General features: G+C 53.5%; 12 protein-coding genes and 1 other annotated feature. Of the genes, 3 read left to right on the forward strand and 9 right to left on the reverse strand.

Annotated elements, in window-relative coordinates:
- Nucleotides 1-78: 78 nt before the first annotated feature.
- On the reverse strand, nt 79-1,383 hold the full coding sequence (gene gsk, locus KXD89_RS16415) for an inosine/guanosine kinase (protein WP_000671574.1): 1,305 nt from the start codon (nt 1,381-1,383) through the stop codon (nt 79-81).
- Between the two features lie 151 nt (nt 1,384-1,534).
- On the opposite strand from gsk, the gene aes reads away from it, so the two are divergent.
- Nucleotides 1,535-2,494: an acetyl esterase gene (gene aes / locus KXD89_RS16420; protein WP_000801813.1), complete on the forward strand. Its 960-nt coding sequence runs from the start codon at nt 1,535-1,537 to the stop codon at nt 2,492-2,494.
- Here aes and hemH read toward each other — a convergent pair.
- The 8 genes from hemH to KXD89_RS16460 form a co-directional block, all read right to left on the reverse strand.
- Nucleotides 2,491-3,453, reverse strand: a complete 963-nt coding sequence (hemH, locus tag KXD89_RS16425; protein WP_001250103.1) for a ferrochelatase — start codon at nt 3,451-3,453, stop codon at nt 2,491-2,493. The two genes, aes and hemH, sit on opposite strands and share 4 nt — an antisense overlap.
- A 235-nt stretch (nt 3,454-3,688) precedes the next feature.
- Nucleotides 3,689-4,333 (reverse strand): adenylate kinase, encoded by a 645-nt coding sequence (gene adk / locus KXD89_RS16430; protein ID WP_001220233.1) that lies wholly within the window; start codon nt 4,331-4,333, stop codon nt 3,689-3,691.
- A 180-nt stretch (nt 4,334-4,513) separates the two neighbouring features.
- Nucleotides 4,514-6,388, reverse strand: a complete 1,875-nt coding sequence (gene htpG / locus KXD89_RS16435; RefSeq protein ID WP_001776001.1) for a molecular chaperone HtpG — start codon at nt 6,386-6,388, stop codon at nt 4,514-4,516.
- Nucleotides 6,389-6,497: 109 nt separating this feature from the next.
- A complete protein-coding gene (recR, locus tag KXD89_RS16440; protein ID WP_001195025.1) occupies nt 6,498-7,103 on the reverse strand; it encodes a recombination mediator RecR in 606 nt (201 codons plus the stop codon).
- Complete coding sequence (locus KXD89_RS16445; RefSeq protein ID WP_000467098.1) at nt 7,103-7,432, reverse strand: YbaB/EbfC family nucleoid-associated protein; 330 nt, start codon at nt 7,430-7,432, stop codon at nt 7,103-7,105. Before KXD89_RS16445 ends, recR begins: the two co-directional genes overlap by 1 nt.
- Nucleotides 7,433-7,484: 52 nt before the next feature.
- Nucleotides 7,485-9,416 carry a DNA polymerase III subunit gamma/tau gene (gene dnaX / locus KXD89_RS16450; RefSeq protein ID WP_000122013.1) on the reverse strand — a complete coding sequence of 644 codons (1,932 nt, stop codon included), beginning with the start codon at nt 9,414-9,416 and terminating at the stop codon, nt 7,485-7,487.
- Nucleotides 8,088-8,152, reverse strand: a sequence feature (DnaX frameshifting element). Its footprint overlaps the gene before it by 65 nt.
- Nucleotides 9,417-9,544: 128 nt before the next feature.
- Nucleotides 9,545-10,096 (reverse strand): adenine phosphoribosyltransferase, encoded by a 552-nt coding sequence (apt, locus tag KXD89_RS16455; RefSeq protein WP_000127356.1) that lies wholly within the window; start codon nt 10,094-10,096, stop codon nt 9,545-9,547.
- A 152-nt stretch (nt 10,097-10,248) separates the two neighbouring features.
- Nucleotides 10,249-10,626, reverse strand: coding sequence for a DUF454 family protein (locus KXD89_RS16460; RefSeq protein WP_001188905.1), 378 nt, complete (start codon nt 10,624-10,626; stop codon nt 10,249-10,251).
- Nucleotides 10,627-10,695: 69 nt separating this feature from the next.
- Between KXD89_RS16460 and priC the strand changes: the two genes are divergently transcribed.
- Together priC and rsmS are read left to right on the forward strand one after the other, a co-directional pair.
- Nucleotides 10,696-11,223: a primosomal replication protein N'' gene (priC, locus tag KXD89_RS16465; protein ID WP_000844874.1), complete on the forward strand. Its 528-nt coding sequence runs from the start codon at nt 10,696-10,698 to the stop codon at nt 11,221-11,223.
- A 13-nt stretch (nt 11,224-11,236) separates the two neighbouring features.
- A complete protein-coding gene (gene rsmS / locus KXD89_RS16470; RefSeq protein WP_000051153.1) occupies nt 11,237-11,398 on the forward strand; it encodes a pleiotropic regulatory protein RsmS in 162 nt (53 codons plus the stop codon).
- The last annotated feature ends 184 nt before the right edge of the window (nt 11,399-11,582 follow it).

Below are 11,582 nucleotides of genomic sequence, written 5' to 3' on the forward strand. Positions count from 1 at the left end.
CAGCGTCGCATCAGGCATCGAGAGCCAAATGCCAGATGCGGCGTGAACGCCTTATCTGGCCTACGAACCGACGATAACTTAACGATCCCAGTAAGACTCTTCCAGGCTGTCTTCACGCTCCGGCAAGCCGCGCGTTAAACGAGGTGAATGCTGGTTCAGTACCTGATAGCTCACACGGTTAGCATATTTACACACCTGCGCTAACGATGAATAAGTTAACCAGGTGAATTTATGTTTGCTGGAGTTTGGTACGTTGCTACGATGGTAGCTGTTGGCGGTAATGTCATGCAGCAACGCTGCCAATGCGCCATCCCCCGCTCCATTAGTGTTCATGATTTTTTCCGGCCCGCCCATGTACGGCGCAATGTGCGAATATACACGCAGCGGATTCTGGCAATCCTTGTGGCGCATGGCGCGGCTAAACTCATACTGGTTGAATTCCGCTATAGCGCCCGGCAGCAGCGGATGCTGGGTTTTACGTTTCGCTTCGTCTTCGGTAAAGCCCGCCATATACAAGCCAATTGGCCCGGCGGTGCACAGCACCAGATCTACCCAGTCCAGCGCCTTGTCAGATGCCAACAACGGATCGCTTTCTCCGGTCAACGCTTCGGCTTCATCTTCGTTCATCGCAAGGATAGAGACGTGATCTTTGAGGAATTGCTGCCACCACTGCGGATTCTCGGCAATGACAAACTTGGTGCCCAGCGTCAGCACCACCGGTACGTTATATTTCTTCGCGTACTCAATGGCTTTCATGGTTGCTTCCGGCATGGGTTCACCCGGCTTGCAACGCACCAGATATGAGGTGAGAACCAGTGCCGAGGCTCCGGCAATCACATCTTCCGGAATGCTTTCAGCCCGCAGCTGGTTCATGTGGCCTGGACTGATAGCAAAGGTACGTTCCCCGGACTCGCCAATCAGCGTAAAGCAACGACCAATCGGGCCATCCACGCCTTGTAGATAGTTAAGATCGGTACGGCTGGAAGTGTTACACAGGTAACGATAGGCATAACTGCCAATTTCAATATTGCTGCACATGACGCCCAGCAGCACCGAACGGTCGTCCGCGAGCACCGAGTAGTTGTGCATGGTGTTACCAATGGTGCCACCCGCAAACTGATGGGTAATCAGGTTTTTCTGTTTTAGTTCCTGATAAAGCGCTTCGGCTACATCATCCTCAATCACCAGTGAATGCCCGGCGCTTAATCCATAACGCTCAATAAATTCATCATCCACTTTCGCTTCAATATCGACCAGCGTTTGATCGATACCCACTACCCAGGCAGCGCTGGTTTCGTTTTCTGGCTGGAATTGCTGAAGCAGCGGATCGCGTGCGTTTACGGGGAAGTAATGTTTGGATTTACGTTTACCGGGAAATTTCATGGTTGTTTTTACGGGTGGTTAACTGAGCGGCGAATGTTAACACAATCTGACGGGAGCGCGCGAGACGCAGCCAGTTTCAATATCAGCAGGCGGGATCGCATTTTCATGGCAGTGGTTCCTTACAATGACGTAATTTGAAAGGAGTTTTTGTATGAAGCCGGAAAACAAACTACCTGTTCTGGACCTTATTTCTGCTGAAATGAAGACCGTTGTGAATACTCTTCAGCCGGATTTACCGCCCTGGCCCGCAACGGGAACGATTGCTGAGCAACGACAGTATTACACGCTTGAGCGCCGATTCTGGAATGCGGGCGCTCCAGAAATGGCAACCAGAGCTTACATGGTTCCAACAAAATATGGGCAGGTGGAAACACGTCTCTTTTGTCCGCAGCCAGATAGCCCAGCGACGCTATTTTATTTGCATGGAGGCGGTTTTATTCTCGGCAATCTCGATACCCACGATCGCATCATGCGCCTGCTGGCAAGCTACAGCCAATGTACGGTGATTGGTATTGATTACACCCTTTCACCTGAAGCGCGTTTTCCGCAAGCGATAGAGGAAATTGTGGCTGCTTGTTGTTATTTCCACCAGCAGGCGGAGGATTATCAAATCAATATGTCCCGCATTGGCTTTGCCGGTGATTCCGCAGGTGCCATGCTGGCGCTCGCCAGTGCGTTGTGGTTGCGTGATAAACAGATCGATTGCGGTAAAGTTGCGGGCGTTTTGCTGTGGTATGGGCTTTACGGATTACGGGATTCCGTGACTCGTCGTCTGTTGGGCGGTGTCTGGGATGGCTTAACGCAACAGGATTTGCAGATGTACGAAGAGGCATATTTAAGCAACGACGCGGACCGCGAGTCGCCGTATTACTGTCTGTTTAATAATGATCTCACTCGCGAAGTTCCGCCCTGTTTTATTGCCGGGGCGGAGTTCGATCCGCTGCTGGATGACAGCCGTCTGCTTTACCAGACGTTAGCGGCGCATCAGCAGCCCTGTGAGTTCAAACTCTACCCAGGCACGCTGCACGCCTTTTTGCATTATTCACGGATGATGAAAACCGCCGACGAGGCTCTTCGCGACGGCGCTCAGTTCTTTACCGCTCAGCTTTAGCGATACGCGGCAACAAGATTAGCCATCATTTCGATATGTTCCGGCGTGGCATTAAGCGCCGGAATATATTCATATTTTTTCCCGCCGGCACCGAGGAAGACCTCACGGTTTTGCTCGGCAATCTCTTCCAGCGTCTCCAGACAATCCGCAGCAAAGCCCGGGCACATCACCTGAATATGACCTACGCCTTTTTCTCCGAGCATTTTCAGCGTTTCGTCGGTATAAGGCATCAGCCAGGGTTCCCGACCAAAGCGCGACTGAAAGGTCATCATCACTTTTTCCGGTGCCATCCCCAATGCGGAAGCCAGTTCACGAGTCGTTGTGCGGCAACGTTGCGGGTAATCATCGCCTTCATCTGCATAACGCTGGGGAATGCCATGATAAGAGAGCAGTAGCAGATCCGGTTCGCCATGTTTGGCAAAAGAAGCGCGTACGCTGTTCGCCAGTGCATTAATGTAATCGTGGTTATCGGCGTAATCACGTATAAACGATATCCCCGGAATGCTACGTTTGCGCGCCAGAATGCGTGCCAGTTCATCCCATACCGCACCGACCGTAGAACAGGAGAATTGCGGATAAAGCGGCAGCACCACAATATGATCTACATGCTCTGCCAGGAGTTCATCTACGGCGCTTTCCAGTGATGGCGAGCCGTAGCTCATTCCCAGCGCTACGGGCATCTCCGGTAAACGTTGTGCCAGCGCCTGCTGTTGCTGGCGGCTGTAAACCATCAGCGGCGAGCCACCTTCCATCCAGACAGAGGCATACAGCTTCGCCACACGCGGCGAGCGCAGCGGCAAAATCACGCCGCGCAGCAATGGCCACCATAACAACCGTGAGGTATCAACCACGCGTCTGTCGCTTAAAAATTGTTTCAGATAGCGTTTTACCGCTTCAGGTGTGGGGGCATCGGGCGTACCCAGGTTTGCCAGCAGGATACCGGTTTTAGTCTGACGCATTACCGCCTCTTATCGATTCAACTTGTTGATAATTGTAGCGGAAAAGTGAGGAAGAAGAACTAATTGCTGTGAGAGGTCAAATCAGAAAAAGGAATAGCGCAGATTGAGGTTTTTGTAAAAGGCCGAATGAATATCCGGCCTGAGATTGCTGATAAGTTTGCTTGTGCGGGCCTGTTCCCCTCACCCTAACCCTCTCCCCGAGGGGGCGAGGGGACTGTCCGTGCGCGCTTTCGAATTAGCCGAGGATTTTTTCCAGATCAGCGCGAACTTCAGCAACCGGCTTGGTGCCGTCAACTTTCGCGTATTTGGTATTACCCGCTTCTGCTTCTTTGGAGTAGTAGCCGATCAGCGGTGCTGTCATCTGATGGTATTCAACCAGACGTTTACGTACGGTCTCTTCCTGATCATCTTTACGGGTAGTCAGTTCTTCACCGGTAACGTCGTCTTTGCCTTCTACTTTCGGCGGATTGAATTTAACGTGATAAACACGACCAGACGGCGCATGAACGCGGCGACCGACGATACGGTCAACGATCAGTTCGTCCGGTACGTCGAATTCCAGAACGTAATCAACATTGATGCCCGCTTCTTTCATCGCGTCTGCCTGCGGAATGGTACGCGGGAAGCCGTCCAACAGGAAACCATTACGGCAGTCTTCCTGAGCAATGCGCTCTTTAACCAGCGCGATCACCAGTTCGTCGGTGACCAGTTTGCCAGCATCCATAATGTCTTTTGCTTGTTTACCCAGCTCGGAGCCAGATTTGACCGCAGCACGCAGCATATCGCCAGTGGAGATTTGCGGAATACCATATTTCTCCATGATGAACTGAGCCTGAGTCCCTTTCCCCGCGCCCGGAGCGCCAAGCAGAATGATACGCATTGCGAAAATCCCCTTAAAATGTGTCGAATTTTTTGAAAAAGCGATAAACGATACCACCAACAGGCGATTGCCTCAAGAAAGGCACCTGGGGCTGAAACGGTTAATGGCGAGATAATTTGCGGAAAGTGCAGATGATGAAAAGAAAAATGCCGGATGACACGAAGGTCATCCGGCATTACATCAGGAAACCAGCAGCTGGTTCATACGACGAATAAACAGGTTCGGATCTTCCAGCGTGCCGCGTTCTGCCAGCAGCGCCTGATCCAGCAGCAGTTCTACCCACTCGCTGAACTTCGCTTCATCTTCAGTATCTGCCGCACGTTTCACCAGTACGTGATCCGGGTTCAGTTCGAAGATGTATTTCACTTCTGGCACTTTCTGGCCCGCCGCAGCGAACAGTTTCGCCATCTGAGTGCTCATTTCGTCCGCGTCGGTCGAAACGATCGCTGGCGTATCGGTCAGACGGTGAGTCAGACGGACATCTTTCACGCGCTCGCCGAGCAGGGCTTTCACACGGTCGATGAACGGAGTCAGTGCTTTCTCCGCTTCTTTCGCGCTCTCATCAACTTCGTCAGCCAGTTTTTCAAGCGACTCGTCAACTTTAGACACCGACTGGAACGGTTTACCGTCGAACTCAGTCAGATAGTTCATCATCCACTCATCGATGCGGTCGGAAAGCAGCAGAACTTCGATGCCTTTCTTACGCAGCAGTTCCAGGTGCGGGCTGCTCTTCGCTGCCGCATAGCTGTCTGCGGTGATGTAGTAGATTTTCTCCTGCCCTTCTTTCATGCGGGAAACGTAGTCTTCCAGAGATACGGTCTGCGCAGAAGAATCGGTATGGGTAGAAGCAAAACGCAGCAGTTTGGCGATCGCTTCCTGGTTAGCGAAATCTTCCGCCGGACCTTCTTTCAGTACCAGGCCAAACTGTTGCCAGAAGGTCTGGTATTTTTCCGCGTCGTCTTTCGCCAGTTTTTCCAGCATTTGCAGCACACGCTTGGTCAGCGCATTGCGCAGGTTACGCGTTACCGTGCTGTCCTGGAGGATTTCACGGGAAACGTTCAGCGGCAGATCGCTGGAGTCAATCAGACCACGCACGAAGCGCAGATAGTTCGGCATGAACTGTTCTGCGTCGTCCATGATGAACACACGCTGAACATACAGTTTCAGGCCGTGTTTATGATCGCGGTTCCACATATCCCACGGAGCCTGGGACGGGATGTACAGCAGGCTGGTGTACTCCTGCTTACCTTCAACACGGTTGTGGCTCCAGGTCAGCGGATCATTAAAGTCGTGGGCGATGTGTTTGTAGAACTCTTTGTACTCTTCATCGGTGATTTCCGACTTGTTACGAGTCCACAGCGCCTGCGCTTTGTTGATTTTCTCCCAGGAGATAACGGTTTCGCCGTCTTTCTCTTCGCGTTTTTCGATCTCTACCGGCAGCGCGATATGGTCGGAGTATTTGCTGATGATGGAACGCACGCGCCAGTCATCGAGGAACTCGTCTTCGCCTTCACGCAGATGCAGGGTGATTTCAGTACCACGATCTTCTTTGATGATGTCGGCAACGGTGTATTCACCTTCGCCAGCCGATTCCCAGAAGACGCCATTTTCTGGTTTTTCGCCTGCCGCGCGAGTACGCACGGTCACTTTGTCGGCCACGATAAACGCAGAGTAGAAACCAACACCAAACTGACCGATCAGCTGGCTGTCTTTCGCCTGGTCAGAACCCAGGGATTCGAGGAATGATTTGGTACCGGATTTAGCGATAGTCCCCAGATGGTCAATCACTTCGTCGCGGGTCATCCCCACGCCGTTATCGGAGATGGTCAGCGTACGCTTGTCTTTATCGAAAGAGACACGAACGCGTAGTTCGCCATCACCTTCGTACAGGTCCGGGTTAGAGAGCGCACGGAAACGCAGCTTGTCCGCCGCATCGGAGGCGTTAGAGATAAGCTCACGCAGGAAGATTTCTTTATTGGAATAGAGAGAATGGATCATCAGGTGCAGAAGCTGTTTCACTTCTGACTGAAAACCACGAGTTTCTTGTCCTTTCATGTAGGTCTACCTCAATAATGCCATTTTAAGGTTAAAAACAGGATGTGGGAGAGATGGGGACAAGGGAGAATAATTTCAAGCGAGAGCAGGTGATCCTGCTCTCGTTTGCTTAAAAACGAATCTTATGACGCCCGGCAAGGGAGTGTGACAACGTGGTGCCGTCGACCATTTCCAGCTCGCCGCCAACCGGAACGCCATGAGCGATTCGGCTGGCTTCCACGTCATATTGCGCGCAAAGCTCGGCAATGTAGTTAGCGGTAGCTTCACCTTCAACCGTGGGGTTGGTGGCGAGGATCACTTCAGTGATTTTTTCCTCTGCCAGACGCTGTTCCAGACGATCAAGCCCGATATCATCCGGACCGATGCCGTCCAGCGGTGACAGATGCCCCATCAACACAAAATAACGACCTGAAAACTGCCCCGTCTGCTCAATGGCGTAGATGTCCGCCGGACTCTCCACCACGCAGATTTGACCGTTTTCCTGACGACGCGGATTCGAACAGATGTTACAGACTTCCTGTTCGGTGAAAGTGCGGCAATCGGCGCAGTGGCCGATTTCCGACATCGCCCGGGTGAGCGCCTGCGCCAGACGCATCCCGCCGCTACGATCGCGCTGAAGCAGCGTGAACGCCATACGCTGCGCCGACTTCGGGCCAACGCCCGGCAGACAGCGCAGTGCTTCCATAAGCTGTGTTAACAGCGGGCTGGTTTGCATCAGAACGGCATCTTAAAGCCAGGCGGCAGCTGCATTCCGGAGGATACAGAGGCCATTTTTTCTTTCTGCGTTTCTTCAATACGACGTGCTGCGTCGTTGAATGCTGCAGCCACCAGGTCTTCCAGCATCTCTTTGTCGTCTTCCAGCAGGCTCGGGTCGATCTCTACGCGACGGCAGTTGTGTGCACCGTTGATGGTCACTTTTACCAGACCTGCGCCAGATTCGCCGGTGACTTCCAGCTGCGCGATCTCTTCCTGCATTTTCTGCATTTTTTCTTGCATCTGCTGGGCTTGCTTCATCAGGTTACCCAGACCGCCTTTACCAAACATAGGTTTCTCTCTCAATCACGTTAAGGATGACGAACGTAAGCTGTGCTTACGATCAAATGGGGCGGATACTTTCTTCATCCAGCTCCGCATCGAAGAACCGACGCAGGGTCTGAATATTATTATCCGCAATAATGGACTCGCGCGCCTGCGCAAGTTTTTCTTCGTATATCGCCTGACGCCACTCCAGCGGCGTACGCACCGCGGGATTATCATCTTCAACGATAGTCAGTTCAACCGTTGAACCTTTTAACATGCTCAACGCTTCAGCCAGTTTTTGCTGTGCACCGCGGTTGTTCAAATGCCGCTGAGAGGAGCGCAAATGCAGACATACTGCGTTGTCGCTCTCCTCTTTCCAGGCATTTAACGCCACCTGTTCGACCAGTTTTGGTAGCGAAAGTTGGCTCACCTGTGCCGCCCACGGGTCGCGCTCAATGGCTTCTGCCGCTAGCTTCGCCGCCAGTTCCGGCGTTTTTTCATGTTCCAGCGCTTTTTTCAGCGCCTTCGGCGTGGCGACCACTTCTTTTTGCTGCATCACCGGAGTGGTCGCCTTCCAGCGATACGCTTCTTTTTTGGCTGGCGCTTTTTCCAGCGCCGATGGCACCGGACGCGCCTGAACGCGATCGGTGACCGAAGCCAGTCTTTCCAGCGCAGCGTTATTCACCGGCCGCGCGCGGGTAGCGGCTGCCGGTTCACTCTTTTTTGCTTTGGTTGCTCCCTGCACGCGCTGCAACTGCTGGCGCGCCGCCAGCACCTGGCTGGTGGTTTCCGGGAGCGGTACAGTCGGTGCCTGCTGCGGCGCTGATTGCGGTTGCGGCGGCACCTGGGTTGGCGTCATTACTGCCGTTGGCGCGACGGGTGCAAAGGACTGTCGTGGCACTTCTGGCTCAGGCAGCGGCATACGCGGATGGAATGCCAGCGCGCGCAGCAGCGTCATCTCAACGCCCATGCGACGGTCCGGCGCATACGGTAATTCTTTGCGACCAATCAACAGCGTCTGATAGTAAAGCTGAATATCCGTCGGCGGTATGGTGCGCGCCAGTTCACGCATCCGCAGCTCGATGGCGGCCATGTCGTTGCCAAGTGCAGCAGGCGAAAGTTGTACCATCGCAATACGATGCAACAGGCCGAGCATTTCCACCAGCAACGCTTCCCACTCGATACCACGGGCAGCGGCTTCATTAATCAGCGCCATTACGCGCTCGCCGTTGGCCTCGACCATCGCTTCAACCAGCGACAGCGCCTGATCGTCGTCAAGCGTACCCAGCATCGCACTGACCGCCTGGGTTGAAACCTGGCCGTCACCGCTGGCAATCGCCTGGTCGGTCAGACTTAAGGCATCTCGCAGGCTGCCTTCAGCGGCGCGTGCCAGCAATTGCAGCGCCCGCGGCTCGTGAGCGATATGTTCTTCGTTGAGGATGTGCTCAAGCTGATGGCGAATTTGCTCGACATCCAGCGCCTTGAGATGAAATTGCAGACAGCGTGACAAAATCGTCACCGGCAATTTCTGTGGATCGGTCGTCGCCAGCAGAAACTTAACGTGCTCCGGCGGCTCTTCAAGGGTTTTTAACAGTGCGTTAAAGCTGTGGCGCGACAGCATATGCACTTCGTCGATCAGATAAACTTTGAAACGACCACGCGCCGGAGCGTACTGGACGTTATCCAGCAGGTCGCGGGTATCTTCAACTTTGGTGCGCGAGGCGGCGTCGATTTCAATCAGATCGACAAAGCGCCCCTGCTCGATTTCACGACAGTTATCGCACACGCCGCACGGCGTCGCGGTAATGCCGGTTTCGCAGTTTAGCCCCTTCGCCAGCAGTCGGGCGATAGAGGTTTTTCCGACGCCACGGGTGCCGGAAAAAAGATAAGCATGATGAATACGCCCTAACGACAAGCCGTTCGCCAGTGCGGTCAGCACATGTTCCTGGCCGACGACGTCAGCAAAGGTTTGTGGGCGCCATTTTCGGGCTAAGACCTGATAACTCATTGGCAGGCTCTGAAACGCTGGAAGGTGGATTCACGAAGGGGTAATGCTAACACAGCCCCGTCAGAACGGCGAGGCTGAATGCACATCTTGTGCTGTCCGTAGCGTGGGCAGCACAAGACTGGCGATAATTAATGGCCCGGGAACGGGACAAGGCTGTAGCTGGTAATGCCCTGTTTTTCGAGACGCTGTTCGCCGCCGAGATCGAACAGGTTGATAATGAACGCAGCGTCAGCCACTTCACCACCCAGACGACGGATCAGTTTAACGGTCGCTTCGATAGTGCCGCCGGTTGCCAGCAGGTCGTCCACCACCAGAACTTTGTCGCCCGGTTTGATGGCATCAACGTGGATCTCCAGCTGATCGGTGCCGTATTCCAGGTCGTAAGTTTCACTGATGGTTTCACGCGGCAGTTTGCCCGGTTTACGGACCGGTACAAAGCCAACGCCCAGACCCAGAGCTACCGGAGCGCCAAACAAGAAGCCACGCGCTTCGGTGCCGACAACTTTGGTAATGCCCGCATTTTTGTAACGCTCAACCAGCAAGTCGATGCTGAGAGCGTAAGCTTTCGGGTCTTCCAGTAAGCTGGTGACATCGCGGAAAAGAATGCCGGGTTTTGGGTAGTCCTGAATGCTTTTGATGCTATTTTTGAGATACTCAAGCTGCTGTGCAGTCGCGGTCATAAGTGTATGCCTGCTTGTTACGGTGGTACTCACGGCGCGTTTTAAACGTATCAAAAGTAACAGTTGTTTAACCTTTGACCGCCTGCGCCTGTGCTCGAAAACGCCAGAATGTACTGGCTGTACGCAATAATTGCAACTGCGATTGTTGTGCTTCAGTGCTTTTCTTGCTTTTCATCAATCACCGGAATTCGCCACATATAGAAAAGCAAACAGGCGAGAATTACCAGCAACATGATGCGCACCCATGGCATCTGGACGAACCACAGAGAAATGGCAAACGTGAGCAAAATAAGCAAAATCGCCCGCGGTTTGACGCCGCGCGGCATCGCATGATGTTTCTGCCAGAAACGTAGATAGCTGCCAAACCATGAGCGGTACAGCAACCAGGCGTGAAAGCGCGGGGAAGAACGGGCAAAGCACCAGGCCGCCAGCAGGATAAACGGCGTCGTCGGTAATACCGGTAATACCACGCCCAGCGTACCCAGCACTACCGCCAGCCAGCCAATGATGATTAAAATGATTCGTTGCATATTGAGTGTTGTCAGCTTACAGAGTGGCTACTTTAGCATAACAATTATCATTTTCATTGAGGTCTTATCGTGAAAACCGCCCTGCTGCTGGAAAAACTGGAAGGACAGCTCGCTACGCTGCGTCAGCGTTGTGCCCCGGTGTCACAGTTCGCCACGCTAAGTGCTCGTTTCGACAGGCATCTTTTTCAGACTCGTGCGACAACACTACAGGCTTGTCTCGACGAGGCGGGCGATAATCTGGCTGCGCTTCGTCATGCAGTTGAGCAGCAACAGCTGCCGCAAGTGGCCTGGCTGGCGGAACATCTGGCGGCACAACTGGAAGCCATCGCGCGTGAAGCCTCCGCCTGGTCATTGCGCGAGTGGGACAGTGCACCACCGAAAATTGCCCGCTGGCAGCGTAAACGTATTCAGCATCAGGATTTTGAGCGGCGGCTACGTGAGATGGTTGCCGAACGCAGAGCCCGTCTGGCGCGGGTGACCGATCTCGTGGAACAGCAAACGCTGCATCGTGAAGTGGAAGCCTATGAAGCGCGCCTGGCACGCTGCCGCCATGCGCTGGAAAAAATCGAAAACAGGTTAGCGCGTTTAACCCGCTAGCAATGGAGAGAATATGTCACTGGAAAATGCCCCTGACGATGTCAAACTGGCTGTCGATTTGATTGTGCTGCTGGAGGAAAATCAGATCCCTGCCAGTACCGTGCTGCGCGCGCTGGATATTGTAAAGCGTGATTATGAAAAGAAATTAACGCGCGATGATGAGGCGGAAAAGTGAGAAATAAATGGGGTCGCTAAATGTCCCCTAAGGTTGCGGGCAAACGCAAAACTGCCTGATGCGCTACGCTTATCAGGCCTACACCGCTCCTGCAATATATTGAATTCTTGCGGTTTCGTAGGCCGGATAAGGCGGTCACGCCGCATCCGGCATGAACAACGCGCACTTTGTTAGCAATCTCGGG

Source organism: Escherichia sp. TC-EC600-tetX4, from assembly GCF_019356055.1.
In the GTDB taxonomy this organism is placed as follows: Bacteria; Pseudomonadota; Gammaproteobacteria; order Enterobacterales; family Enterobacteriaceae.

Coding starts and splice junctions, on each gene's coding strand:
- recR (WP_001195025.1), bottom strand. CDS start 7,103: ATGCAAACCAGCCCGCTGTTAACACAGCTTATGGAAGCACTGCGCTGT.
- aes (WP_000801813.1), top strand. CDS start 1,535: ATGAAGCCGGAAAACAAACTACCTGTTCTGGACCTTATTTCTGCTGAA.
- hemH (WP_001250103.1), bottom strand. CDS start 3,453: ATGCGTCAGACTAAAACCGGTATCCTGCTGGCAAACCTGGGTACGCCC.
- adk (WP_001220233.1), bottom strand. CDS start 4,333: ATGCGTATCATTCTGCTTGGCGCTCCGGGCGCGGGGAAAGGGACTCAG.
- dnaX (WP_000122013.1), bottom strand. CDS start 9,416: ATGAGTTATCAGGTCTTAGCCCGAAAATGGCGCCCACAAACCTTTGCT.
- apt (WP_000127356.1), bottom strand. CDS start 10,096: ATGACCGCGACTGCACAGCAGCTTGAGTATCTCAAAAATAGCATCAAA.
- KXD89_RS16445 (WP_000467098.1), bottom strand. CDS start 7,432: ATGTTTGGTAAAGGCGGTCTGGGTAACCTGATGAAGCAAGCCCAGCAG.
- KXD89_RS16460 (WP_001188905.1), bottom strand. CDS start 10,626: ATGCAACGAATCATTTTAATCATCATTGGCTGGCTGGCGGTAGTGCTG.
- htpG (WP_001776001.1), bottom strand. CDS start 6,388: ATGAAAGGACAAGAAACTCGTGGTTTTCAGTCAGAAGTGAAACAGCTT.
- gsk (WP_000671574.1), bottom strand. CDS start 1,383: ATGAAATTTCCCGGTAAACGTAAATCCAAACATTACTTCCCCGTAAAC.
- rsmS (WP_000051153.1), top strand. CDS start 11,237: ATGTCACTGGAAAATGCCCCTGACGATGTCAAACTGGCTGTCGATTTG.